The following is a 25916-nucleotide window of genomic DNA, read 5'->3' as shown; positions in this document are numbered from 1 at the left end:
CAGAATGCGAGAGGCCCGTTGCGGGCGCTTTTCGCTGGGGTAAAGAAGTGTGAAGGCCCGCTCGGCTGCTCTACGAGGGGGCCTCCGAGGGGCACCCCAGGTGCCAGGCCACCCGAGCCATGCCCGACCTGATGGCTCCTTCACGGCCCGTGTGAGGCATGCCACAAGGTTCCGGGGCCGATTTTCCGGCTCCAGACGCGACGTCCGGCCGGAAACTGGCGAGCGTCTCCGCCCTGAACAAATGTGGTGCTGTAGGCCCTCTTCCTGACTACTTTCCCGCCATGTCCTTTACCCATCTACACCTGCACTCCCTGTACTCGCTCCTCGATGGGGCGATCCGGATGAAGGACCTCATCAAGACGGTGAAGGAGAAGGGGATGACGAGCGTGGCCGTGACGGATCACGGCAACATGTTCGCCACCATCGACTTCTACAAGAAGGCCAAGGACGCCGGCATCAAGCCCATCATCGGGATGGAGACGTACGTGGCCGGGCCCAAGGGCCGCAAGGACCGTACGGAGAAGGTGGGCCACCACCTCATCCTCCTGGCCAAGAACAAGGACGGGTACGACAACCTCAAGTACCTCTCGTCCATGGCCTACCGCGAGGGCTTCTACTACCACCCGCGCATCGACAAGGAGCTGCTGAAGGACCACAGCAAGGGTCTCTTCGCGCTCACCGCGTGCCTGGGTGGTGAAGTGACGGGCGCGGCCTTCCGCGGCGACATGGACCACGCCCGCAAGGCGGCGCTCGAGTACAAGAACATCTTCGAGCCCGAGCACTTCTTCCTCGAGGTGCAGTCCAACGGGATGCCCGAGCAGGAGAAGGCCAACGAGAACCTGAAGCAGCTCGGCAGGGATCTGGGCATCGGGCTGTGCGCCACCGCGGACGCGCACTACATCAAGAAGGAGGACGCGCGCGCCCACGAGCTCCTCATGTGCATCGCCAGCGGCAAGACGCTCGCGGATGGCAAGCGCATGAAGCACTCCACGGACAAGCTCTACGTCACCAGTCCGCAGGAGATGCTGGAGTACTTCAAGGACACCCCCGAGGCCGTCCACAACACCCAGCGGATTGTCGAGCAGATCAACCTGGAGCTGAAGCTGGGCAAGCCCATGCTGCCCACCTTCAAGGTGCCCGACAGCCACTCGCCGGACAGCTACATGGCGGAGCTGGCGCGCGCCAACCTCGAGGAGCGCTTCAAGGAGATCGACATCGCGCGCTACCGCACGGGCCAGAAGCCCGTGGACCGCGAGCCCTACAAGGCGCGCCTGGAGCTGGAGATCGGCGTCATCCAGAAGATGGGGTTCAGCGGCTACTTCCTCATCGTCCAGGACTTCATCAACTGGGCCAAGCAGCACGGGATTCCGGTGGGGCCGGGCCGTGGCTCGGGCGCCGGTTCGCTGGTGGCCTACTGCCTGCGCATCACCGACCTGGATCCGCTCCCGTACAACCTGCTCTTCGAGCGCTTCCTCAACCCCGAGCGCGTGTCGATGCCGGACTTCGATATCGACTTCTGCCAGGACCGGCGCGACGAGGTCATCAAGTACGTGGGCCGCAAGTACGGCGAGAACAACGTGGGGCAGATCATCACGTTCGGCTCGCTCAAGGCCAAGAGCGTGCTGCGCGACGTGTGCCGCGTGTTCGCGCTGCCCTTCAGCGAGGGTGACCGCATCGCCAAGCTGGTGCCCGAGGTGCTCGGCATCACGCTCAAGGACGCCATCGAGATGGAGCCGCGTCTCAAGGAGATGATGGAGAAGCCCACCGCCATCGGGCAGGTGGAGGGCAAGGACGTCACCACCAAGGACGTGCTGGAGATCGCCCTCGCGCTGGAGGGTCTGCACCGCCAGCCCGGCATGCACGCGGCCGGCGTCGTCATCGCCGACAAGCCGCTGTGGGAGTTCGTCCCCACCTACCAGCCTCCGGGGGAAGACACCCTCATCACCCAGTTCGCCAAGGACGAGGTGGAGGCCGCGGGCCTGGTGAAGTTCGACTTCCTCGGCCTCAAGACGCTCACCGTCATCCAGAACGCGCTCAACCTCATCAACCGCAACCCGCCCAACGGCAAGCCCATCCTGCGCGAGGACATCCCGCTGGAAGGTGACGCCGAGGTCTGGAAGCTGATGGCCGAGGGCGACACGGCCGGCGTCTTCCAGATGGAGTCCAGCGGCTTCACCGAAATGGTGATGAAGCTCAAACCGTCCTGCTTCGAAGACGTGGTCGCCGCCGGCGCGCTCTACCGCCCGGGTCCGCTCGACTCGGGCATGGTGGACGTCTTCATCAACCGCAAGCACGGCCGCGAGCCGGTGACGTACCCGCATCCGGCGCTGGAGCCCGTCCTCAAGGACACCTACGGCGTTATCGTCTACCAGGAACAGGTGATGCAGATCTCCCAGGTGCTGGGAGGCTACACCCTGGGCCGCGCGGACCTGCTGCGCCGCGCGATGGGCAAGAAGAAGGCCGAGGTCATGCAGGCCGAGCGGGCCGGCTTCCTCGAGGGCTGCAAGACGAACAACGTCGACCTGAAGGTGGCCGGCGAAATCTTCGACCTCATGGAGAAGTTCGCCGAGTACGGCTTCAACAAGAGCCACTCGGCCGCCTACGGCCTGGTCACCATCCACACGGCGTGGCTCAAGGCGCACTACCGCGTCGAGTTCATGGCGGCCCTTCTCACCAGTGAGAAGGACAACACCGACAAGGTGGTGCTGCACATCGGCGAGGCCCGGCAGTCGGGCGTGCAGGTGCTGCCGCCGGACGTGAACCAGTCGGACATGGCCTTCGGCGCGGTGGAGGGGAAGATCCGCTTCGGCCTGGGCGCCATCAAGGGCGTGGGCGAGGGGGCCATCGAGGCCATCGTCGAGGCGCGCAAGGAAGGCTCCTTCAAGAGCCTGTTCGACTTCTGCGAGCGCGTGGACTCGCGCAAGGTGAACCGCAAGGTGCTCGAAGCGCTGGTGAAGGCCGGAGCCTTCGACTTCGAGAACCGCCCGAGGCGGCAGCTCTTCGAGAGCATCGAGCGCGCGATGAGCCGCGGCTCCAGCAGCCAGAAGGACAAGGCGGCGGGGCAGAGCTCGCTCTTCGGCATGCTGGGCGGTGGCTCCTCGGGCGGCGGCGCCGCGATGAAGGACGACTACGTCCAGGCGGAGGAGTGGCCGGAGAAGGAGCGCCTGTCTCTGGAGAAGGAAGCCATCGGCTTCTACGTGTCGGGCCACCCGCTGCACCAGTACGACAAGGAGCTCAAGCGCTACGCCCGGCCCATCACCGCGGTGGCGCGTGCGCGCAAGGACGAGAAGCTCACCATCGCCGGCATCGTGGCGGCGCTGCGCGAGCGGCCCACCAAGACGGGCAAGCGCATGGCGTGGGTGACGCTGGAGGACCTGTCCGGCTCCATCGAGCTGGTGTGCTTCCCCGGCAAGGACGGCACGCGCAACGTCATGGGCAAGGACGGCAAGTGGACGAAGCAGGGGCCCAAGCCCGGCTTCGAGCACTGGGAGCCGCTGCTCAAGAGCGATGACCCCATCCTCGTGACGGGCACGGTGCAGATCAACCAGCGCGACGAGGACACGCCGGTGGCGGAGCTCATCGTCGACGACATCCAGAGCCTCAAGGCCGTGCGCGAGAAGCGCACCAAGCGGCTGGAGTTCCGGCTGCCGGTGGACCTCGCCACGGAAGAGCGGATGGAGAAGCTGGCGAAGATCGTCAAACAGTACGAGGGCGCCACGCCGGTGGCCGTGAGCCTGCTCTTCACCAACGAGGCCGAGGCGCTCATTGGTGGCACCTCGCTCAAGGTGCAGGTGAGTGACGAGCTCATCCAGTCCGTGGAGCGGCTCTTCGGCATGAAGGTGGTCGAGTTCGGCTGAGCGCGGGCGTGGACGCTGCCCGCCCGTTCTGCTCAAGTGGGCCCTTCCTCGCGAGGGAGGGCCTGAATGACGGCGGCATACCAGTCTCTTCGCATCGAGCAGGCGGACGGCATCGCCGAGCTGGTGCTCATCGGTCCGGGCAAGGGCAACGCGCTCGGGCCCGACTTCTGGCGCGAGATGCCCGAGGCGCTCCGGGCCCTCGACGCGGATGATTCGGTTCGCGTCATCCTCCTGCGCGGCGACGGCGCGAACTTCACCTACGGCCTGGACCTGATGGCGATGACGGAGTCGCTCGGGCCGCTCATCCTCGGCGAGGGCAACCTCGCGCTCGAGCGCACGAAGCTGCTCCAGCTCATCGAGAAGATGCAGGCCGCCACCGAGGGGCTCTCGCGCAGCCGCAAGCCGGTGCTCGCCGCGGTGCATGGCTGGTGCATCGGTGGTGGCATGGATCTCATCGCCGCGTGCGACTTCCGCTACTGCTCGCGCGAGGCGAAGTTCTCCCTGCGCGAGGTGCGCGTGGGCATCACCGCGGACCTCGGCGCCCTGCAGCGGCTGCCGCGCATCATTGGTGAGGGCAATGCCCGTGAGCTCGCCTATACCGGCGGGGACGTGGACGCGGACCGGGCCCTCCAGATGGGGCTGGTGAACCAGGTCTTCGCCACCCCCGAGGAACTGCTGGCCGCGGCACGCGTCACCGCGCGGAAGATCGCCGACAACCCGCCGCTCGTGGTCCAGGGCGCCAAGCAGGTGATGGAGTATTGCGCGGACAAGTCCGTGGCGGACGGCCTGCGCTACGTGGCGGTGTGGAACTCCGCCTTCCTTCAGTCGCATGACCTCGCCGAGGCCTTCGCCGCGTTCGCCGAGCGCAGGACTCCGCGTTTCCAAGGGAGATGAATCACATGTCGGACGTGTTCAAGCCGGGGCTGCTCCAGGGCAAGGTGGCGTTCATCACCGGTGGCAGCAGCGGCATCAACCTCGGCATCGCCGAGGCGTTCGTGAAGGCCGGGGCCAAGGTCGTCATCAACGGCCGCAACGTGGAGAAGCTGGAGGCCGCCGTGAAGGGGCTCCAGCAGCACGGCACCGCCATGGGCCTGGCCGCGGACGTGCGCAACTACGAGTCCGTGGAGAAGTCCTTCCAGTCGGCGCGCGATGCGTACGGGGAGCTGGACATCCTCGTGTGCGGCGCGGCCGGCAACTTCCCCGCGCCCGCGGTGGGAATGTCCTCCAATGCCTTCAAGTCGGTGCTGGAGATCGACGTGCTGGGCACCTTCAACGCCTGCCGCGCCGCCTTCGAGCACCTGCGCAAGCCGGGCGCCTGCGTGCTCAACATCTCCGCGCCCCAGGCCTACCTGCCCATGGCCATGCAGGCCCACGTCTGCGCCGCCAAGGCCGGCGTGGACATGATCACCCGCACCCTCGCCATCGAGTGGGGTGGGGCGGGCGTGCGCGTCAACTCCATCACCCCGGGTCCCATCGACGACACCGAGGGTATGCGCCGGCTCGCTCCCGGTGACGAGACTCGCGAGAAGCTCACCCGTGCTCTGCCATTGCAGCGTTTCGGGACAAAGCAAGACATCTCGCAACTCGCGCTTTTCCTGGCGTCCGATGCGGCGTCATACATCACCGGCTCCATCATGGTTTGTGATGGAGGCCAGTCGCTGCTCGGCTCCGGCCTCATGCTCCAGGCCATGGGAATGTGAGAAAGCCCGGTCTGGCAGAGGAGGCAGTCCGCTGCTTCCTTTGTCGCTGAGTTTTTACAGGTAGAGGGTGTCTGGTAGGATACAGAACGTGCCCGCTGCGTGATTGGCGGGCGTTGTTCACCCCCTTTATCTGGAGTTGTCCATGATGCATGGCCCCCCCACCTTCGCGCGGTTGGTCGCGTGGAGTGTGTTGCTGTTCGGTCTATCCGTGGGTTGCGGTGGGGGCTGTGGAGATCCCGTCACCAATCCACCCCCGCGGGAGATGCCGGACGCGGATAGCTCGACGGTCACGGTGAGCAGGCCGGTGGGGGTCCGGGCCAACGGTGAGGACGCCGTCGACATCCAGGTGACGGTGCGCAAGGAGGACGGCACGCCGTTGCCGGGCCGGACGGTGCAGGTGGCGGTCTCCGGTGAGGGCAACACGGTGACGCAGCCCGGCTCCACCGACGCGCAGGGCCAGACGAGCGCGAAGCTGGTGTCCACGGCGGCGGGCGTGAAGACGGTGACGGTGTCGGTGGAGGCCGAGGGCGGCGCGGTGACGCTGTCGTCGCGGCCCACCGTCGAGTTCGTCAGCCTGCCCGCTTCCAAGCTGGCCTTCACCGCGGCGCCTTCCTCCGGGACGGCGGGTGAGGCGCTGGGCACCTTCGAAGTGGTCATCCAGAACGCTGCCGGCGAGACGGTGAGCGACGCCACGGGCCCGGTGACGGTGGCCATTGGCGCGGGTCCGGCGGCGGCCACCCTGGAGGGGTCGCTGACGGTGGCGGCGGTGAATGGCGTGGCGCGCTTCACGGACCTGGTGATCGAGAAGGCCGCTCAGGACTACACGCTGGTGGCGAGCTCCGGGAGCCTCACGGGCGCGACGAGCGGCACCTTCGACGTGGCGTCCGCCTCGCCCGCTTCGCTGGTGGTGAGCCACTCGGGGCCCGTGACGGCGGGTGTCCCGCAGAGCGTCGAGGTCTCCGTCAAGGATGCCTTTGGCAACGACGCGGCCAGCTACACCGGCACGGTGCGCTTCACCTCGGAAGAGGGCACGGACACGCTGCCGCCGGAGTACACGTTCACCTCGGCGGACGCGGGGCGCCACACCTTCACGGGCATCATCGCGAGGCGCGCGGGCACCCGGCGGCTGACGGTGACGGATACGGCGACGGCGGCCTTCACCTCCTCGGTGGAGCTGTCCGTGGTGCCGGCGGCCGTGTCGACGCTCGCCTTCACCGAGACGCTGCCCAACCGCCCGGTGCGCGCGCTCTTCAGCGTGCAGGTGGCGCTGACGGACGCGTTCGGCAACCTGGTGCAGGTCAGCGCTCCCAATGTGACGCTCACCGCGAACAAGGATGGGCGGGTGACGGACCTCGGCAGCGCGATGCCGGTGGATGGCCTGGCCTCCTTCTCGGGCCTCTCCATCGCCGAGGAGGACACGGGTTACGTGCTGACGGCCTCGGCCTCGGGCCTGGGCTCCGTGCCCAGCAACGCCTTCGACATCATCGACAATGTGCCGCCCTCGAAGCCGGAGCTGGCCCAGACGGCCAATGCGCCCACGTCCATCACCGTCTCCTGGGCGGCGGTGGGCGATGACGGGATGCTCGGCACGCCGGCCAGCTACGAGCTGCGCTACTCCTCGTCCAACATCGTCACGGAGGCGGATTTCAATGGGGCCACCCCCGTGGCGGTGGCGCCTCCCTCGTCGTCCGACACCACGCTGTCCGCGACCATCTCCGGCCTCGTCTCCAACACGACCTACTACGTGGCCCTGAAGGTGACGGACAACAGTGGCAACGCGGTGCGCTCGAACACGCTCATGGCCTCCACGAAGAACCTGACCGCCACCCAGCTCGCCTTCATCGAGCAGCCGAGGAGCGGGAAGGCCGGCGGGGAGCTGGCCCCCATCAAGGTGGAGGTTCGTGACGCCGCCGGGGTGCGCGTGGACAACGCCGCCGTGGCGGTGACGCTGACGGTGGTGGGCACCACGGGCTTCGGCCCCTTCACCGCGACGTCGGACAATGGCGTGGCCACCTTCCCGGGTGTGCGCATCGACAAGGCGGGCAAGGGCTACAGGCTGACGGCCTCCTCGCCCGATCTCACTTCCGACAACAGCACTCCCTTCGACATCGACAACGCCGATGCCACGCGCCTGGAGCTGGCGGGGCTGGGCTCGACGACGATCGCTGGCGCCGACAACACCGTGACGGTGACGGTGCGCGACGCCTACGGCAACGCCGCCGAGGACTACGCCGGCACGGTGTCCTTCTCCTCCAGCGACGCCGCCGCCGACAAGCCGGCGCCCTATGCCTTCGTCGCCGCCGACAAGGGCCAGCACGCCTTCGAGCACGTGAAGCTGCGCACCCCGGGCGATCAGAGCCTCACGGTGTCCGCCCCGGGCCTGCTGGAAGCCACGTTGCACACGGAGGTGGGCCATGGGGAGCCCAGCACGCTGCTGCTGACGGGGCTGCCGGCTACGGTGGACGCGGGGGTGACGTCCGACCTCACGGTCGAGGTGCGGGACGGCTTCGGCAACCGGGTCACCGGCTACACCGGCACGGTGGTGTTGAGCTCCACCGACAGCAGGGCCACCCTGGCGTCGGAGTACACCTTCACCACCACGGACAATGGCATCAAGACGTTCCCGGTGAAGCTGCTGACCGCGGGCGCGCAGTCCGTCACGGTGCAGGACAAGGCCGTCACGGCGCTCCAGGCCAAGGCCGACACCTCGGTGAAGTGGCTCTCGGCGGCGCGCTTCGTGCTGGAGGCTCCTGCCTCCGTGGAGGCGGGCAGCCCGCTGTCCCTGACGGTGACCGTCCTGGATGCCCATGACAACGCGGTGAAGGACTACACCCGCGAGGTGACCTTCTCCGTGGATGCGGACGACGCCACCGGTCCCTCGACCTACACGTTCGCCGGCACGGACGAGGGCAGCCGCCGCTTCGACTTCACGCTGGAGAAGGCCGTCTCCACGAAGATCACCGTGACGGACACGGCGGGCCTGACCGCTTCGCACACCGTGTCGGTCTCCCACGCCCCGGCTTCCTCGCTCGTGATGGTGGCGCCCTCCACGCCGCTGGAGGCGGGGGTGGCCTTCACCGTCGACGTGACCCTGAAGGACGCCTACGGCAACGTGGCCACCGGCTACACGGGTACCCTCGGCTTCACCTCGAGCGACCCTCAGCTGGTGTCTCCCGCCAGCGGCGAGCTCACCAGCGCGGATGCCGGCCACAAGGTCTTCTCCGTGACGCTGAAGACCGCGGGCGAGCAGTCGCTGTCCGTGAAGGACCTCGCCAGGGCCTTCCTGGCGGATACGGCTTCCTCTCTCATGGTCAATGCCGGCCCCGCCCGGAAGCTCGTGTTCCGCGACCAGCCCGCGAATGGCAAGGTGCGCACGGCGTTGGCGGCGGTGACCGTGGCCGTCACGGATGCGTTCGACAACGTGCTCGACGTGGACGCGCCGGACATCACGCTGGGCCTGAGCGGCGGCAACCCCGCGGCCGTGCTCGGTGGCGGCGCGCTGACCGTGAAGCCCGTGAACGGCATCGCGGCCTTCTCCGGCCTCACCGTGGACCAGCAGGGTACGGGCTTCCAGCTCGAGGCCGTGGGGGGGACGCTGGACGGTGCCACGAGCAACACGTTCACCATCGTGGATGACGTCGCGCCGGCGGCCGTGACGCTCAGCATGACGGGCAAGACGAGCATCCAGGTGGAGCTGAAGTGGACGGCCGTGGGTGATGACGGCACGGAGGGCACCGCCTCCGAGCATGAGCTGATCTACGCGACCGTTCCCATCGAGACCGCGCCCGCTGGCGCCATCTCGTCGGTGTCCCTGGACAGCCCGCTGCCTCCGGGGTCCGAGGAGTCGGTGCTCGTCGCCGGGCTGACCCCCAGCACGACCTACTACTTCCGGCTGAAGGTCATCGACGACGCGGGCAACCCGGCCGTCTCCACCCTGAGCACGACGACGAACGCGGACCCGTGCGAGGGCTTCACCTGCGCGCCGCCGAGCGCCACCTGTGCTCCGGATGGTGTCTCGCGAATCGAGACCTCGGAGACGTGCGTCGACGTGGACAACACCGCCACCTGCAAGGAGTCGCAGACGACCACCACCTGCCCGGGTGCCAATGCCGTCTGCTTCAAGGACGTGTGCGACACGGCGGCCGCTCCCGGTGCCAACCAGCTGAGCATCTCCGAGGTGATGCACTCGCCCTCGTCGGCCAGCATCACCGAGTACATCGAGCTGACGAACAACACCGGCAACCTGCTCAAGCTCAATGGGCTCTCGGTGCTCTACCGGAACAGCGCGAGCATCACGTCTTCCATCACCGTGAGCTCCGGTGGCACGCCGCTGATCATCGACCGCAATGGCACCTTCGTGCTGGCGCAGAACAAGGACCGCGCCACCAACGGTGGGGTCTCCGCCGACTACCAGTACGGCACGGACCTGAACCTGGAGGGCTCGGGCCGGCTCGTGCTCAACCAGGGCACCACCACGGTGGAGGACTTCCAGTACACGCCGGACTTCCCGCAGACGCTGGGCAGGTCCATGAACCTCTCGGCGGTCGTGGTGGGGACCAAGTCCTCGGCGTATCACTGGTACTGGTGCGACTCGGAGGCGCCGCTCGTGGCGGGCGGTGACCTGGGCACGCCCAACGCCCGCAACTCCACCTGCGGCATGCCGGAAGTCCCGACGCTGGATTGGTGCAACATCCAGTTCCCGAAGACGTTCCCGGAGGGCACCGACTACCCGGCCACCGTGAACACCGGCACCTCGTGGCCCATCTACAGCCAGTTCTACGGCGCGAGCATCACCGACCGGAACACGACGGGGAACGACTACTACCCGCACGTGGCCGCCGAGCTGGGCTACGGCACGGATTCCGCCGACCCGGCGGGTTGGACGTGGACGGCGGCGCTGCCCAACGGGGGCTACTCCAGCTCGTCCAGCAACAACGACGAGGTGCTGGGTACGCTGAGCATCCCCACCGAGGGCACGTACAACTACGGCTTCCGCTACCGGCTCTGGAACACGGCCACGGGCAGCTACGGCTCCTACGTGTATTGCGACCAGAGTGGCGCGGTCACGCCGCCGGCCGGTACCTACGGGAGCGTGACGGTCATCAAGCCGGCGTCTCCGGTCCTGACCGATCACGTGGTCATCAGCGAGTTCGCCGTGGCGGGGACCGTCCACAATGACGAGTTCTACGAGCTCTACAACCCGACCGACGCCGAAGTGGACCTGTCCGACTGGAAGCTCCAATACAAGGCGGCCACCAGCCCTAACTACAACGCGTCCTTTGTCATCCCCTCGGGCACGAAGATCGCCGCCCGCGGCTACCTGCTGGTGACGCCTAGCACCTACGTCGGCACCGTGAGCGGCGATGTGAGCTCCGGTAACACGCTGGCCCTGGGTGGAGCCGTGGGTCACCTCCGTCTCGGCAAGCCTGGCATCACCACGGCCAAGTCGGATCCGCTGACGGTGGACACGGTGGGTTATGGCTCCACTGCGGACTCCCCCGAGGGCACTCCAATCACGGGAACGGTGCCCGCTGGTGGTAGCTACGAGCGCAAGGCGTACAGCACCTCCACTGCCGCGACCATGGCGGTGGGCGGTGTCGACGCCGACCGTGGCAACGGGACGGACTCGGGCAACAACGCGAACGACTTCGTGATTCGCGCGGTGCGTCAGCCGCAGAACTCCGCGAGCCCTGCTGAGCTCCCGTAACGCTCCGCTCGTTCATCGGATGTGAAAAGAGGCCGCTCCGGGTTTCCGGGGCGGCCTCTCGTTTTCAGCACCAGATGGGAGGTGCTTCCGTTGAACTCCTGGCCTCCAGGGGTGCACCCGGGGTGAATGGTGTTCCCATGTTTGCCCATGTTAGATGGCGAGCGCCTTCGTACCCGGAGGCGTGAGGGGGGTATGTCTTGGAAAGCGCCTGGGTCACCTGTCCATCCTGCCAGCTCAAGCATCGCGGCCGTTCCGAGGGAACCTGTCCGCGATGTGGCGGCATCATTGGCCTGGCTCCACAGGACGCCTTCTCTCCACCGGCACCGGCCGCCGAGGCTGCCGTGGCGCTTCCGTGGAACGCGGGCGAGGTGGCCCAGGACTCCGGCTCCGGGGAGGTGAACCCGGCGCTGCGTCTTCCTGGCGCCGTCCTCCTGATCAATGCCGTGCTCGTCCTGGCGGAGCGGCTGCTGGTGCCCGGACTCGGGGCGGACGCGCCAGGAGGCGTGGGCTCTGGCATCGTCTCCGTCGTCATCGATGCCGGCCTGGGCATCTCCCTGCTGACCGGGAGCGAGCGCTATCGCTCCTTCGCCACCGTGCGCGCCGCGCTGGGGCTCCTGCTCTTCACCGGGTTGCACCTGTTCCGGGGCGACATGGTGTCCGCGGTGCTGCAATTCTCCTTTTCCGTTTCGCTCCTCATGCTGCTGGCGGGGACGCCGTCAGGGCTGCGCCGTGGGCTGGCGCTGCTGGGGGTGGGCCTCTGCTTGCTGCTCGAGGTGGCCGGCATCCATGCCCTGCGCACCGGCCGGGACCTGTTCGGTGGCATGTTCTCCGGCGCCCAGAAGGTGGAGGGCGGCGTCATCACGGGACGGAACTTCTCCTACCGCATGGACGTACCGGGTGACTCCTGGCGCATGCGCGGCGAGGAGTCCGCGGCCGAGGACAACCCGCTGGTGGACCGCTGGCTCATCCATCCCGGGACGGGGGCCAACCTGCTCATCATCGGTGAGGAGGTGCCCGCCGGCAGCCAGCTGAACCTGTCCGCGTTCGGGCAGGCCGTCATCAAGAACCTCCGCCAGGGGATGACCGTCCTCGAGACGCAGTCTCCCATCTGCAACACCCACGAGGGCATTCCCTCATGCGTCATCCGGGGGAGCGGCAGCGCGAACATGATGGCGGTCGAATACGAGATCCGCGTGTTCTCCACGCCGGGCGCGGCCTACCAGTTCATCGCGTTTGGCCCCACCGAGAGCTTCACGGGGCTTCAGGACGAGCTGCGGCAGGCGGCGCTCTCCTTCGCCGTCGAGTGAGCTCCGCGGCGCACGTGGCGAAGGCCTCCTGGGTGACCAGGAGGCCCCGCGCCGGGTGGCCGTCGAAGGTGCCGGGGCCGGGGACGCTCAGGAGATGGGCGTCTGCTTCACCCGCCAGATCTCCTCGGCGTACTGCTTGATGGTGCGGTCCGAGGAGAAGATGCCGGCCTGGGCCACGTTGTGGATGGCCATACGCGTCCACTTCTCCTGGTCCTTGTAGACCCGCGCCACGTCCTGCTGCCGGGCCGCGTACGCGGCGAAGTCCGCCAGCAGCAGATAGCGGTCCTCGTTGAGCAGGCCGTCCACCAGCGGCTTGTAGAGGTTCTTGTCCTCCGGCGAGAAGAAGCCCGAGGCGATGAGATCCAACGCCTCGCGCAGCTCCACGTTGCGCTCGTACTCCTCGCGCGGCTTGTAGCCGGCGCGCTTGCGGGCGAGCACCTCGTCCACCGTGAGGCCGAAGAGGAAGAAGTTCTCGTCCCCCACCGCCTGGCGGATCTCCACGTTGGCGCCGTCCAGCGTGCCCAGCGTGAGCGCGCCGTTCATCATGAACTTCATGTTGCCCGTGCCGGAGGCCTCCATGCCCGCGGTGGAGATCTGCTCGGACACGTCCGTGGCCGGGATGATGCGCTCGGCGAGGCTCACCCGGTAGTTGGGCACGAACAGCACCTGCAGGCCCGTGGTGCCCGCGTCGCTGTTGACCACCTCGGCGATGCCGTTGATGAGGCGGATGATGAGCTTGGCCTCGTGGTAGCCCGGCGCCGCCTTGGCCCCGAACAGGAACACCCGCGGGGCGATGATGGTGCTCGGATCCCTCCGCGCCTTCATCCACAGCGACACGATGTGCAGCGCGTTGAGCAGCTGGCGCTTGTACTCGTGCAGGCGCTTGATCTGCACGTCGAAGATGGCGTTGGGGTTCAGGTCCACCTGGCACGTGTCGCGCAGGTAGCGGGCCAGGTCCTGCTTGTTCTGCCGCTTCACCTCGGCGAAGGCCTTGCGGAACTCCGCGTCCTCGGCCAGCGGCGCCAGCTTCTGGAGCTGATCCAGATCCGTGGCCCACTCCCCGCCGATGCGGCTCGTAATGAGCTTCGCCAGGCGCGGGTTGCTCCACGAGAGCCAGCGGCGGGGCGTCACGCCGTTGGTCTTGTTGTTGAAGCGCTCGGGGAACATCTCCGCGAAGTCCGGGAGCACGTCGCGCTTGAGCAGGTTGCTGTGCAGCTCGGCCACGCCGTTGACGCTGTGGCTGCCCACCACCGCCAGGTGCGCCATGCGGATCTTCTTGTCCGGGCCCTCCTCCACCAGGCTCATCCGCCGCATCCGGTCGTTGTCGAACGGGTAGCGGATCTGCACCTGCCGCAGGAAGCGGTGGTTGATTTCGTAGATGATTTCCAGGTGGCGGGGCAGCAGCCGCTCGAAGAGCGTGGCGGGCCACTTCTCCATGGCCTCGGCCAGGAGCGTGTGGTTGGTGTAGCCGAAGGTGGCCTGGGTGATGGCGAAGGCCTCGTCCCACGGCAGGTGCTTCTCGTCCACGAAGACGCGCATCAGCTCGGCCACGGCGATGGCCGGGTGCGTGTCGTTGAGCTGGATGGCCGCCTTGTTGGGGAAGTCCCGGAAGTCCGTGTGGCTCTTCAGGTAGCGCCGGACGATGTCCGCGATGGAGCAGGCGACGAAGAAGTACTGCTGCTTGAGGCGCAGCTCCTTGCCGGCCTGGAAGGCGTCGTTGGGGTAGAGGACCTTGGAGATGACCTCCGAGTCGTTCTTCTCCACCACCGAGCGCTCGTAGTCACCGGCATTGAAGAGGAGCAGATCGAACTCCTCGCTGGCGCGTGCCTGCCACAGCCGCAGGGTGTTGACGGTGTTGTTGCCGTAGCCGGCGATGGGCGTGTCGAAGGGCACGCCGATGACCGTCTTGCCGCCCACCCAGCGCGCCACGGGCCGGCCGTCCGCGCCCTGGTGGTGCTCCACGCGCCCGAAGAAGCGCACCGGAACCGCCTTCTCCGGCCGGACGATCTCCCAGGGGTTGCCGAACTTCAGCCACTCGTCGGCGCGCTCCACCTGGTAGCCGTTGACGATGTCCTGGGTGAAGATGCCGAACTCGTAGCGGATGCCGTAGCCCATGCCGGGGTAGCCCAGCGTGGCCAGCGAGTCCAGGAAGCAGGCCGCCAGACGGCCCAGGCCGCCGTTGCCGAGGCCCGCGTCCGGCTCCATCTCGACGAGGGTGGACAGATCCACGCCCATCTCGCGCATGGCCTGCTCGGCGGCCTCGTACATGCCGATGTTGATGAGGTTGTTGCCCAGCGCGCGCCCCAGCAGGTACTCGGCGCTGAGGTAATAGGCGCGCTTCACGTCCTGCTCGTAGTAGGTGCGGGCGGTGCGGACCCAGCGGTCCGCGAGCCGATCGCGCACGGCGAGGGCCAGGGCCATGAAGCGGTCGTGGGCGGTGGCCGTCTCCGGGTTCTTGCCGCGCGAGAAACGGACGTGCTCGAGCACGCCCCGGCGCACGTTGCGCGGGTCCAGCCCGGTGCGGCTGGGCTCACGCCCCGAGTCCTGCGTGTCGGACGCGGAGGTGGGCTGCGGATCGACGGGTGCGAGGGTGGACATATGCGTGGAACTCTTCGTTCGGTGAATCAGGTGTCGTCATGCGCCCGCCGGTGGGCGGTGCGCGGGGCTTGCCAGGGTATCTGTCACCGCTCCATCTCGCACCGAAAGAAAAAATGCGTGCTCCCAGAGCGGGCAGGCGCTCCGGGCACGCAGCCTGATCGCGAGTTGCGGGGCTCTGAGCCGTGAAGCCACCCAGTGGAGCACCGGTTCCCGGGCCGTGCGGACGGAGGGCGCGGCGAGAGTGGGGCGGCCTCGCTGATCACTCGCCGATCAGGCGAAGACTCTGGTAGGAAGCGGAGCATCCAGGTTCTGCCCCCGGCCTGGGACCCGGAAGGTTCTTTCATGCCCAGTGACAAGAACGACCTCGCTCAGCGGATAGCCATCTGCAAGCCCGAGGACACTGTGCGCGGCTTCATCTTCAAGGCGGTGTACGGCCTGGTGGAGCAGCGCGTGGGCAGCGCCGGGACGGATCGCATGCTGCAGCAGCTGCGCATCAACAAGATGCCGGTGGACTTCTTTTCGTACCCGGCGGCGGACTTCCTGCGGATGCTGTACACGGCGGCGGACGTGCTGGAGCCACAGTACCCCAGCATCGAGGACGCCATCCGTGCGTGCGGGGCCTCCACGGTGACGGGCTTCTTCAAGTCCTACGTGGGCAACACGCTCATGAAGCTGGTGGGGGTGGGCGAGCCCAAGCGCGTCTTCTCCTCGGTGGACACCATCTATTCCACGCTGGTGAGCTACGGGAAGCGCTCGTTCGAGGACCTCGGGGAGAGCCGCCTGCTCCTGCACTACCGCGGCGACATGCAGCCCATCTACTTCCACGAGGGCGCCCTCACCGAGGCGCTCCACGTGCTGAGGGGCAACGGCAAGGCCACGGGAAAGGCCGTGGCCCTGGACTACGGCCAGTATCTGCTGGAGTGGGTCTAGCGCTTCTGTCCGGCCCAGAAGATGTTGGTGTCCGTCGCGTCCGTGGTGAGCTCCATGGTGCGCATGCGGCGCTCGGCCGGGCCCTCGCACAGTGCCTGGAACTGCTCACGGGTGCGGTGCAGCACGTACCAGTCGCACACGTACTCCATGAGGGCGCGCCACGGGTTGTGCTGGTTGAGGTTGGTCAGCAGCAGCACCCCGCCCGGGGCCAGCAAGGAGGACATCATCTCCAGGAAGCGGGCGATGACGTTGTCCTTGAGGTAGTCGAGGATGCCGGCGGCGATCACCACGTCCATGGGCCCATCCGGGTGGCGCAGCTTGTCCAGCGAGTCCCGGTAGCGGATGAGCTGGTAGGTGGACACCTGGGTGAAGCGCACGTGGGGGGCGGGGATGCCGCCGCGGGGCATGCGTCCCAGCTTCTCGAACTGCCGGCGGCAGTAGTCGAGCGGGGCGGGATCGAAGTCGCAGAGCGTGTAGTCCCCGGTACCGCCCATGGCGGTGTGCTCACGCAGGGAGTGCTCGGGCCCACAGGCGAAGGAGAGCACCTTGAGGGGGCGGCCCACCTCCTGCTCACGCTTGCGCAGGTGGCCGAGCAGCCAGGGCGGACGCGCACGGTGCGCCTGGGCAGGCCCCACGTTGAGCGCGTAGTGCGACAGCAGCCTGGACATGGTGGAGACGCCCTGATCCTCGGTGCCGAAGAGCATCTCCACCGTCACGTAGTCACCGGGGTAACCCAGGGGCTTGTCCACGCAGCGCCGGATGAGCGGGCACTGCAGGAAGAAGGGCTGCACGGCGGAGCGATGGTGCTCCATGGCCCGCTCGCGCTCCTCCTCCGTCAGCTGCGCGTCCAGCTCGGTGAGCTTCCGGTACCTCGCGTCCAGCCAGCTGGTCACCTCCGGGATGCGCCGGCGGAGCACCTCCTGCTGCTCATGCTGCATGACGGCGCGCTGCTGGGGGTCTCGCGGAAACCGCGCGAGGCGCTCGGGGAGACCGTGTTGGAACTCGTTGCTCAGTTCGGTGAGCCCCTTGCGGAGCTCCTCGGCGATATCAATGAAATCGGCGATGGCGGACATTCTGTCGGGGGGGGCGGCGGAGGGGGGACGCGCGGGTAACACCCCATCCTATCAGACAGGTCGGCCCACAAATACAGGGCCTGCACGTTTCCCCGGTTTTTCGGTGAGACGGGGAAGTAGGGTGCAACCCTACATTTCAGGTCAGGCTGGAAAAATCTACGGCTGGCTGCTCGCCGAGGCGACGGACACGGCGTCGAGCTGCTGGGCCAGCGGAGCCACCTTGGCGCGGAAGTCCGGGAGCAGGTTCTTGGGCAGCGGCTCCGTGCGCGGGAAATTCTGGTTGAGCGGGTTGACGAAGCCGCCGTTGCGCTTGAGGGCGTAGTGCAGGTGGGGGCCGGTGCTGCGGCCGGTGTTGCCCGAGTAGGCGATGACCTGCTTCTGGCTGACGCGGGCGCCCGCGCGCACACCGGCGCCGTACTTGGACAGGTGCAGGTAGCACGTCTCGAAGCCGTTGGTGTGGCGCAGGCACACGGTGTTGCCGCCCGCGCCGGTGTTGTGCGCCACGGTGACGGTGCCGTCGGCCACGGCCCACACCGGCGTGCCAATGGACGCCGCGTAGTCCACGCCGTTGTGCGCCTTCACATACTTGAGCACCGGGTGCACCCGGCTGCCGAACCGGCTGGTGACGTGCGCGTACTTCAGCGGGCTCTTGAGGAAGGCCTTGCGCGCGCTCGCCCCGTCCTCCTGGAAGAAGCTGGCCTTGCCGTCCGGCAGCTCGTAGCGGAACACCCGCTTGGTGCCCACCGACTCGCCCTCGTACGTGGCCGCCAGCACCTCGCCGTAACGCAGAATCCGCCCCTTGGAGACGAACTTCTCCACTAACGCCCGCGCCCGGTCACCCCGGCGCACGTCCCGGTAGAAGTCGATGTCCCAGGCGAACACGTCCGCCAGCACCATGCCGATCAGCGGATCCTCGCCCGCCGCCAGCGCCGCCTCGTAGAGCGAGTTGTTGATCTCCAGCGAGACCAGCCCCACCTGCTTCTCCACCTCGATGGAGCGCTTGCTGCCGACGTATTTCTCCCCGTCCCGGCGCACCTGCCACTCGTCCACCGTGCTCTGCCGGTAGTCGAAGAAGTCCAGCTCGCCCTCGCGGATGACCAGGCGGAACTGATCCCCCACCCGCGACTTGCGGAAGTCGAACACGCCCTCGAGCGCGGAGATCACCGCCCCCACCTGCTCCGGCGGCAGTCCCGCATCCTGCAGCGCCACCGCCATCGGCTGGTTGGGCTCGATGCGGCGGTTCTTCACGGTGTAACGGACGGTCGACGCTTCGGCGAAGGGCGCGGCCAGCAGCAGGCCCAGGCACACGACGGCAGTGGCGAGTCTCATGGGGCCCGCGCAGTGTAGTGGAGCTACAGGCCTGTGCCTAACTTCTGGCCGCTATTCCCCGGGGCTCGGTTACCTGGCTGCCCCGTGGGTTCATGGTGACGGTGGTTTTCCGGCACGGGGGGAACTCGCGGCCCGGGCACCCTCACCCCGTCCCTCTCCCGGGGGGAGAGGGGTTTTGCCCGCGGGTGGTTGGCGAGGGCTTCAACGACGGTTCTACAGGTCGATCTTCTTCTCGGTGTGGTTCTGCCCGTCGAACCGCAACAGCACGCCCTTGTTGTCGTAGCGCGTGATGATGCACGTGGGCCGCCGCCACAACGACTGGAGGTTGCGCAGCGTCTCCCGCGCGTAGTCCCCCTTCAAGTCCTGCCCGTCGTGCTTGTGCGCCAGCAGCAGCTCGCCCCGGTTCTCGTAGTTGCCGTCCACCACCTCGATGATCGGCTGCCCGAAGTTCGTCAGCCCCTGCAACAGCTTGTTCTTCACCTTCCGGAACTCACGGTCCAGGATCTCCCACGAGTTCCTCTTCTCGTTGAAGCCGTACACGAACAGCTTCTGCTCGATCGCGAACTCCGGCGTCAGGAACGTGTCGATGAAGGTGATGTCGTTGTAGTGCTTGCGCACCTCGAAGATCTTCTCCCGGCCCACTCCCAGCTTCTTGTCCCAGGAGCGGCGCGCCCGGAGGTCATCGCACTCGTCCCACTCCTTGCCGAAGCGGCCCTTGTTCCAGCGCTCCTCGATATCCCGCCACAGCTCGATGCCCAGCTTGTACGGGTTGAGCGCCCCGGGCCTCGTCCCCATCGTGCCCGAGTGCCGGTCCGCGTAGTCGATGACCTCGTCATCCTTCAGCGCGCGCCGGGTCATGATCGTCGAGTGCCAGTAGCTGGCCCACCCCTCGTTCATGATCTTCGTCTGGCCCTGCGGCGCGAAGTAGTAGGCCTCGTCCCGGATGATGGACAGCACGTCCGACTCCCACGGCTCCAGCGGCGCGTGCTCCAGCAGGAACATCAGCACGTCGCGCTGCGGACGCTCGGGGAACTTCTTGGCCTTGAGCTTCTCGTCCTCCACCTTCTTGCGCTGGCTGTCGAGGAACTCGGCGGGGTTGATGAAGCCGCGCATGTACTCGCGGTCCACCTTGAAACCCTCCACCCGCTCGTTGGACTTCATCTCGTCCTCGGCCCGCTTGGGGTCCGGGTTGCGGCGGATGTGCGGCGCGTGCTGGTCGATCAGGTTCTCCAGCGACAGCGTCCGATCGATGAAGTCCTCCACCTTCTCCACGCCAATCTTGTCCACCCACCGGCGCACGCGCGTGGCGTGGTTCGCCATGTCGTCGATCATCCGGCGGTTGGTGTGGCGGAAGCTGAAGTTGTTCTTGAAGAAGTCGCAGTGGCCATACACGTGCGCCATCACGAGCTTCTGATCCACGTCCGAGTTGCTCTCCAGCAGGTACGCGTAGCAGGGGTCGTTGTTGATGACGAGCTCGTAGATTTTGCTGAGCCCGTACTCGTACCCCTTCGACAGCTGCTCGTACTCCATGCCCCAGCGCCAGTGGGGATAGCGCGTGGGGAAGCCTCCGTAGGAGGCCACCATGTTGAGCTCGTCGTAGGTGAGCACCTCGAAGATGGTCTCGAAGAAGTCGAGGCCGAACTGGCGGGCGTAGCCCTCGATTTCCTCTTTCAGCTTACTGAGTCCGGGGGTGAGGCTCTTGGGCATCGCGAGCTCCAGGGACCGCCGTCAGCGGCCCTTGCCGAGGAAATCCTTGATGGAAGTGTAGATGGCGTCCTTGTCCGCGATCTCGCTCAGGGCCACGTTGGTGGAGTCTCCGATGGCCTCGCGCAAGTCCTTGATGAACTGGCCGCTGCCATAGGGGCTCTCCACCTGACCGTAGGCGAACTGGTTGACGCCAGGGAGGATGTCCTCGCGAAGCATCTCGATGCACTGACGCGTGTCGTCCGCGCTCCAGTTGTCGCCGTCCGAGAAGTGGAACGGGTAGATGTTCCACGCGCTCTTCGGATAGTCCGCCTTGATGATGTCCCGGCACAGCTTGTAGGCGCTGGAGATCATCGTGCCGCCGGACTCGCGGGTGTGGAAGAAGGTGTCCCGGTCCACCTCGCGCGCTACGGCGTCGTGGATGATGTAGCGCGCCTCCAGACCCTTGTACTGGTGGCGCAGCCACGTATCGAGCCAGAAGCTCTCGATGCGGACGATCTCCTTCTGCTCGTCACCCATCGAGCCGGACACGTCCATCATGTAGATGATGACCGCGTTCGTCTCCGGCAGCTCCTGCAGCTTGTAGCTGCGGTAGCGCCGATCCTCGCGCGTGGGGATGATGATGGGCCGCGCCGGGTCATACGTGCCCATGGCGATCTGCCGCCTCAGGGCCTGCTTGTAGGTGCGCTTGAAGTGGCGCAGCGACTCGGGGCCCGTGGTGTTGACCCCGGTGTATTTGATCTTCTGGGTGACGATCTTCTCGTTGTGCCGGCGCTCGATGTTGGGGAGCTGCAGCTCCTCGCCCAGAATCTGCGCCAGCTCGTCGAGCGTGACGTCGACCTCCAGGGAGTGGTCACCCTCTCCCTGGCCGGCCTGGTGCCCATCCCCGGGCTGGACCGCGCCCGGGGACAGCTGCTGACCCACCTCACCCTCTCCCTGTCCGACGCCACCCTGCTCCTTGTGGCCGTACTTGAAGTGGGGGATGTCGATGAAGGGAATGGGGATGGCGATGGTGTCCTTCCCCTTCTTGCCGATCATCTCCCCCTTCTGCACGTACTTGCGCAGGTTGGATTTGATCTTCCCGCGGACGATCTGTTTGAAGCGCGAGTGGTCCTGGTGGATCCGCAGTGACACGACAACCCCCTTCTTGGGTGGCTACTCCTTGGCGTCACCGCGGGCGAAGATGCTCGCCACGAAGTTCAGCACGTCGGTGGAGCAGATCTCGCAGTACCCGTAGTTCTTCATCAGCCGGTCCTTGACCAGGTCGATCTTCTCCTGGGTCTCCTTGTCCACCACGCTGGAGACGAGGTTCTTGAGCTTGATGCTGTCCTTCTGATCCTCGAACAGCTTGAGCTCCAGCGACTTGTGGAGCCGCTCGTTGGTCCGGTAGTTGAAGGTCTTTCCCTCCACGGCGAGCGCGCCGATGTAGTTCATGATCTCCCGGCGGAAGTCATCCTTGCGGCTGTCCGGGATGTCGATCTTCTCCTCGATGCTGCGCATCAGGCGCTCATCCGGCTCCTCGTAGAGGCCGGTGTACTTGTTGCGGACCTTCTCCTTCTGGGTGTAGGCCTTGATGTTGTCGATGTAGTTGCCGCACAGCTTGCTGATGGCGTCCTCATCGGCGCTGATGGCGCGCTGGACCTCGTTCTTGACGATGTCCTCGTACTCCTGCTTCACGGAGGTGAGCATCTCCTTGAAGCGCTTGCGCGCGTCCTCGCTGTTGATGAGCGAGTGGCCCTTGAGACCGGCCTCCAGCTCGTTGAGCACCATGAAGGGGTTGATGCAGCCCTCACCCTTGTCGCTCACCAGGGCGTTGGAAATCTTGTCCTGGATGTAGCGGGCGCTGATGCCCTCGAGGCCCTCGCGCATGGCCTCCTTGCGCAGCTCCTTGATGTTGTCCTCGGTGAAGTTGGGGAGCGTCTTGCCGTTGTAGAGCTTGAGCTTCTGCAACAGCGAGAGGTTGTGCTTCTTGGGCTCCTCCAGGCGCGTGAGGACGGCCCACATCGCCGCCATCTCCAGCGTGTGCGGCGCGATGTGCTTGCCCTTGATGGCGCGGGAGTTGAAGTCCTTCTCGTAGATCTTCACCTCCTCGGCCAGCTTGGTGATGTACGGGATGTCAATCTTCACCGTACGGTCACGCAAGGCTTCCATGAACTCGTTGTTCTCGAGCTTCTTGTACTCGGGCTCGTTGGTGTGCCCGATGATGACCTCGTCGATGTCCGTCTGGGGGAACTTCTTGGGCTTGATCTTGTGCTCCTGCGAAGCCCCGAGGAGATCGTAGAGGAAGGCCACGTCGAGCTTGAGCACCTCGACGAACTCGATGAGGCCGCGGTTGGCGATGTTGAACTCGCCGTCGAAGTTGAAGGCGCGCGGGTCGGAGTCCGAGCCGTACTCGGCGATCTTCCGGTAGTTGATGTCACCGGTGAGCTCGGTGGAGTCCTGGTTCTTCTCGTCCTTGGGCTGGAAGGTGCCGATGCCGACGCGGTCCTTCTCGCTGAAGACGAGGCGGTTGACGCGCACGTGCTCCATGACCTTGGCGAAGTCGCCCTTGTACTGCGTCATCAGGTCCTTGAAGACGAAGCGGCAGGCGGGGCACAGCTCGCTGCCATCCGGGATGGTGTAGCCGGACTCCGGAGGGCACAGCTCGGTGAGGACCTTGGAGCGCCACTCCCGGGGGATGAGGTTGAGCGGCTCCTCGTTCATCGGGCACTTCATCTTCTCGCGGACGGTGACGCCGTCCGTGCCCTTCTTATCGGTGAGCCAGGAGAAGGTGTAGGAAGCACCCTCGGGCGTCTTGGAGTACTCCTCCAGGCCCTTCTTGAGGAGGCGGGCGATGGTGGACTTGGACGAGCCGACGGGGCCGTGCAGCAGGATGACGCGCTTCTCGGTGCCGTAGCCCTGGGCCGCAGACTTGAAGACGTTGACCAGCTTCATCAGCGGGACGTCCAGACCGAAGATGGCGTCACGGCCGCCGAACTTCTCGTCACTGAAGAAGTGGTAGCGGATGAGCTTCTTCTTGTTGTCGATGTACTCCGTCTTCCCGTGGGAGAGGATCATGTCGTAGATCCTCTGGAAGGCGGTGCGGGTGACCTTGGGGTTCTTGCGGACGATTTCGAGGTAGTCCTCGAAGGAGCCCTCCCAGTGGAGCTCCGCGTAGGTCTTCGCGTCTTGCAACGCGGCGATCTTCGCGATCCACGAACCCTTGCTCTCTACGTCCTTCATGACGCTCCCTTGGGCCACCCGAAAGCGCGGGATTTCGCGCCTTTGGAGGGCCAAAAAGTGAACCTGGGGGGGTAATGGGCCATTCCAATTCCCACCCACGACGGGTCCCAGACGACACGAACGTCCGACCTGCCCTTTCGGGACCCCGCCGCGGGGTGGGACCGCGTGGCCAGCTCGTGTCGGAAGGGCTCGCCGCCGATGCAGCGGGCCCCGCCTCCACGGGGTGAAAAGGCACACTCCATTATAAGGGGGGATGGTTTTTCGGGGAGGTGGGGAGACGATTTCTCCGTCCACGGCGAACGACAGTACGAGAGGAAGGGTGGAAATTGGACGTTCAGCTGTGGGGCAGCGTCCCCGCCTGCTCTACATGTCGGCGCGCGGCGGATAGCGCTCCCGCCGCCAGGGGCCAGAGCACGAGACAGAAGAGGGCGAGGGTGGCCCAGGTGGGAAGCAGCTCGCGAGGGCCGGCGCCCCGCAGGGCGGACTCGCGCAGGCCGTGCAGGGCATGGGTGGCGGGGAGCAGGCGGCCCATCGTGCGCAGCAGCGGGGGCAGCACGTCTGTCGGGTAGAGGACCCCGGCGAAGAGGTAGCTGAGCGCGTCCAGGGCGTAGGTGAAGGGATCTCCCCGCTTGAAGACGAGCACGAAGGCGGCCGACAACAGGCCGAGCGCGCAGAAGGTGAGGGCGCTCAGCAACAAGGTCAGGACGAAGGAGACGGGGTGGAGGTTCAGCCGGGCGCCGAAGAGGAGCGCGCCCAGGGTGAGCAGTCCCACCGCGCGCAGCAGGGCGTTGGCCACGGGCCAGGCACCCATGAGTGTCACCACGTGCACGGTGGACAGGGGAGCGCCCAGCAGTGGCTCCAGGGAGCCGTCGTTCTGCGCCGCACGGACCGCGCCGCCAAAGCCCGTCTGCAGCGCGCGCAGCAGGGCGGCGGTGGCCAGCCCCAGCAGCGCGAAGGAGAAATAGTCCGTGCCGTAGCGGCCGCGCACCACCGGGGACTCGCCCACCGTGCGGGCGAGGAAATAGAAGAGGGTGAGGGTGGAGAGGCCCCCGGACACGAGCAGCAGCGCGTTGAGCCGGTAGGCCGTCAGAATCTGGAGGTCGCGCCGCAGGAAGGCGAGCAACAGGCGCATCACTCCTCCTCCCGGGGCACGGCGGCGAAGACGGCCTCGGCGGTGGGCCGCACCTCGGAGAAGGGGCCCTCGGCGGCGATGCGGCCTCCGTCCAGCAGCAGCACCCGGTGCGCCACGGCCTCCACCTCGGCCAGGTCGTGGCTGGCGAAGAGCACGGCCGCTCCCCGTGCGGCCACGTCCGTCAACAGCCGCGTGCGCAGCCGGCGCGCGGCCCCCGGGTCCAGGGAGCGCGTCACCTCGTCCAGCAGCAGCACCCGCGGCCGGTGGAGCAGGGCGCGCGTCAGCACCACCCGCGCCTTCTCGCCCGTGGAAAGCGTGCGCACCTCCCGCTCCAGCAGGCGCCGGGCCTCGAGCAGTCCGGCCAGCTCCTCGATGCGCGCCTCCACCTCGCGCGGGGGCACGCCGTAGAGCGCGGCGTAGAAACGCAGATTCTGGCGCGCGGTGAGGCGCGGCGACAGGCCCCGGTCATCCGCGAGCGCGGCGCCCACCTCGCGGCGGCACCCGGGGCGCTCGCGCACCACGTCGCGCCCGGCCACCCGCGCCGTGCCCGCGCCCGGCAGCAGCAGGCCCGAGAGGATGCGTAACAGCGTGCTCTTCCCCGCGCCGTTGGGACCGATGAGGGCCACCACCTCGCCCGCCCGCACCTCGAAGGAGACCCCTCGCAGGGCCGTCCGGGGAGCCTCCCGCCAGCGCGCCCGGGGCCACCAGGGCCGTGGGTATGTCTTCTCCAGCGCGAGGGCTTCTATCTCCGGGGACATCCCCCCATCTCAACCCGAAAACGCCGCCCGGGTGAATGCGCGAGCCCACCGGCGGGGCGTTCTACCGGGTGCCGTGAATCGCGGCGTATTCGTCGGCCCCCATTCCGGGGTTCGCCTTGACGAGCGCCGTGGCGGCCTCGGGCTCGGCCCGCTCCGCTTCGGCATGGAGGCGGAGCACCTCTATCTCGTGCCGTTTCGCGAGCGCCTCGAAGAGGAGGGCTTGTTGTGCCGCACGGTGCGCGTCCAGGCTCGCCAGCCGTGACATGGTGGGGTTGTCCTCGCTTCGTGCGAGGTTCTCATCCGCCCGGGCGGCCTCCTGGAGGGCCAGGACCCGTTCCTGGCAGGCCTTCGCGGCCTCCTCGTAGGCCTGGGCCTGACGCCGGGCCTTCGCCAGGAGCGCCGCGGTCTTGCTGGCCTGCATGTCCTGCTGACGAGCGCTCACGTGAGGTCCCTCCCTTCCCTGGGGGTGAGGGGCGGACCGCCCCATCTGGAGAGGTTCCGCATGCTTCCGGGAGGCAGCAAGGGGGACGGAGCGAGCCGCCCGGCGCCCCAAGCCATCGGAAGAAAGTCCGTGCAGGGGTCTGTCCTCAGCTCGAGCG

Annotated in this window: 15 protein-coding genes; 6 read left to right on the top strand and 9 right to left on the bottom strand. The window is 67.0% G+C overall.

The features are described from left to right. The first annotated feature begins 281 nt into the window (after positions 1–281). The 5 genes from dnaE (at position 282) to BO221_RS05600 (ending at position 12571) form a co-directional block, all read left to right on the top strand. On the top strand, positions 282–3857 hold the full coding sequence (gene dnaE, locus BO221_RS05620; protein WP_073559216.1) for a DNA polymerase III subunit alpha: 3576 nt from the start codon (positions 282–284) through the stop codon (positions 3855–3857). A gap of 66 nt (positions 3858–3923) precedes the next feature. Continuing rightward, positions 3924–4751, top strand: a complete 828-nt coding sequence (locus BO221_RS05615; RefSeq protein WP_073559215.1) for a crotonase/enoyl-CoA hydratase family protein — start codon at positions 3924–3926, stop codon at positions 4749–4751. A 5-nt stretch (positions 4752–4756) separates the two neighbouring features. Next, complete coding sequence (locus tag BO221_RS05610; RefSeq protein ID WP_073559214.1) at positions 4757–5557, top strand: SDR family oxidoreductase; 801 nt, start codon at positions 4757–4759, stop codon at positions 5555–5557. A 142-nt stretch (positions 5558–5699) separates the two neighbouring features. After that, on the top strand, positions 5700–11264 hold the full coding sequence (locus BO221_RS57235) for an Ig-like domain-containing protein (RefSeq protein ID WP_073559213.1): 5565 nt from the start codon (positions 5700–5702) through the stop codon (positions 11262–11264). Between the two features lie 341 nt (positions 11265–11605). After that, positions 11606–12571: a hypothetical protein gene (locus BO221_RS05600; RefSeq protein ID WP_073559212.1), complete on the top strand. Its 966-nt coding sequence runs from the start codon at positions 11606–11608 to the stop codon at positions 12569–12571. A gap of 87 nt (positions 12572–12658) precedes the next feature. On the opposite strand, the gene BO221_RS05595 is transcribed toward BO221_RS05600, so the two are convergent. Beyond that, entirely contained in the window at positions 12659–15169 is a 2511-nt protein-coding gene (locus BO221_RS05595) for a glycogen/starch/alpha-glucan phosphorylase (RefSeq protein ID WP_073559211.1), read from the bottom strand. Between the two features lie 342 nt (positions 15170–15511). Between BO221_RS05595 and BO221_RS05590 the strand changes: the two genes are divergently transcribed. Then, positions 15512–16099: a TIGR02265 family protein gene (locus tag BO221_RS05590; RefSeq protein ID WP_073559210.1), complete on the top strand. Its 588-nt coding sequence runs from the start codon at positions 15512–15514 to the stop codon at positions 16097–16099. Here BO221_RS05590 and BO221_RS05585 read toward each other — a convergent pair. The 8 genes from BO221_RS05585 to BO221_RS05550 all read right to left on the bottom strand — a co-directional run bounded on the left by BO221_RS05585 (position 16096) and on the right by BO221_RS05550 (position 25759). Beyond that, entirely contained in the window at positions 16096–17172 is a 1077-nt protein-coding gene (locus BO221_RS05585; protein ID WP_073559209.1) for a class I SAM-dependent methyltransferase, read from the bottom strand. The genes BO221_RS05590 and BO221_RS05585 overlap by 4 nt on opposite strands. Before the next feature lie 156 nt (positions 17173–17328). Then, entirely contained in the window at positions 17329–18501 is a 1173-nt protein-coding gene (locus tag BO221_RS05580) for a peptidoglycan DD-metalloendopeptidase family protein (RefSeq protein ID WP_073559208.1), read from the bottom strand. Positions 18502–18714: 213 nt separating this feature from the next. Then, positions 18715–20208 carry a SpoVR family protein gene (locus BO221_RS05575; protein ID WP_043392120.1) on the bottom strand — a complete coding sequence of 498 codons (1494 nt, stop codon included), beginning with the start codon at positions 20206–20208 and terminating at the stop codon, positions 18715–18717. Between the two features lie 21 nt (positions 20209–20229). Next, a complete protein-coding gene (locus tag BO221_RS05570; protein WP_073559207.1) occupies positions 20230–21339 on the bottom strand; it encodes a DUF444 family protein in 1110 nt (369 codons plus the stop codon). A gap of 21 nt (positions 21340–21360) precedes the next feature. After that, positions 21361–23427, bottom strand: a complete 2067-nt coding sequence (locus tag BO221_RS05565; RefSeq protein WP_073559206.1) for a PrkA family serine protein kinase — start codon at positions 23425–23427, stop codon at positions 21361–21363. A gap of 334 nt (positions 23428–23761) precedes the next feature. Beyond that, positions 23762–24559 carry an ABC transporter permease gene (locus BO221_RS05560; protein WP_073559205.1) on the bottom strand — a complete coding sequence of 266 codons (798 nt, stop codon included), beginning with the start codon at positions 24557–24559 and terminating at the stop codon, positions 23762–23764. Beyond that, positions 24559–25317: an ABC transporter ATP-binding protein gene (locus BO221_RS05555; protein ID WP_052517864.1), complete on the bottom strand. Its 759-nt coding sequence runs from the start codon at positions 25315–25317 to the stop codon at positions 24559–24561. Before BO221_RS05555 ends, BO221_RS05560 begins: the two co-directional genes overlap by 1 nt. Before the next feature lie 61 nt (positions 25318–25378). Then, complete coding sequence (locus BO221_RS05550) at positions 25379–25759, bottom strand: hypothetical protein (protein ID WP_143195269.1); 381 nt, start codon at positions 25757–25759, stop codon at positions 25379–25381. Positions 25760–25916 lie beyond the last annotated feature (157 nt).

It is taken from the genome of Archangium sp. Cb G35 (genome assembly GCF_001896145.1).
Taxonomy (GTDB): Bacteria; Myxococcota; Myxococcia; order Myxococcales; family Myxococcaceae; genus Archangium; species Archangium violaceum.
The sequence above is the reverse complement of the archived record's forward strand: the minus strand, read 5'-3'. Positions and strand labels throughout refer to the sequence as shown.

Bases quoted from the DNA above. Each gene is read 5' to 3' on its own strand.
- BO221_RS05615 (WP_073559215.1), top strand. From the start codon at position 3,924: ATGACGGCGGCATACCAGTCTCTTCGCATCGAGCAGGCGGACGGCATC.
- BO221_RS05560 (WP_073559205.1), bottom strand. From the start codon at position 24,559: ATGCGCCTGTTGCTCGCCTTCCTGCGGCGCGACCTCCAGATTCTGACG.
- BO221_RS05580 (WP_073559208.1), bottom strand. From the start codon at position 18,501: ATGAGACTCGCCACTGCCGTCGTGTGCCTGGGCCTGCTGCTGGCCGCG.
- dnaE (WP_073559216.1), top strand. From the start codon at position 282: ATGTCCTTTACCCATCTACACCTGCACTCCCTGTACTCGCTCCTCGAT.
- BO221_RS05565 (WP_073559206.1), bottom strand. From the start codon at position 23,427: ATGAAGGACGTAGAGAGCAAGGGTTCGTGGATCGCGAAGATCGCCGCG.
- BO221_RS05585 (WP_073559209.1), bottom strand. From the start codon at position 17,172: ATGTCCGCCATCGCCGATTTCATTGATATCGCCGAGGAGCTCCGCAAG.
- BO221_RS05575 (WP_043392120.1), bottom strand. From the start codon at position 20,208: ATGCCCAAGAGCCTCACCCCCGGACTCAGTAAGCTGAAAGAGGAAATC.
- BO221_RS05595 (WP_073559211.1), bottom strand. From the start codon at position 15,169: ATGTCCACCCTCGCACCCGTCGATCCGCAGCCCACCTCCGCGTCCGAC.
- BO221_RS05555 (WP_052517864.1), bottom strand. From the start codon at position 25,317: ATGTCCCCGGAGATAGAAGCCCTCGCGCTGGAGAAGACATACCCACGG.
- BO221_RS05590 (WP_073559210.1), top strand. From the start codon at position 15,512: ATGCCCAGTGACAAGAACGACCTCGCTCAGCGGATAGCCATCTGCAAG.
- BO221_RS05610 (WP_073559214.1), top strand. From the start codon at position 4,757: ATGTCGGACGTGTTCAAGCCGGGGCTGCTCCAGGGCAAGGTGGCGTTC.
- BO221_RS57235 (WP_073559213.1), top strand. From the start codon at position 5,700: ATGATGCATGGCCCCCCCACCTTCGCGCGGTTGGTCGCGTGGAGTGTG.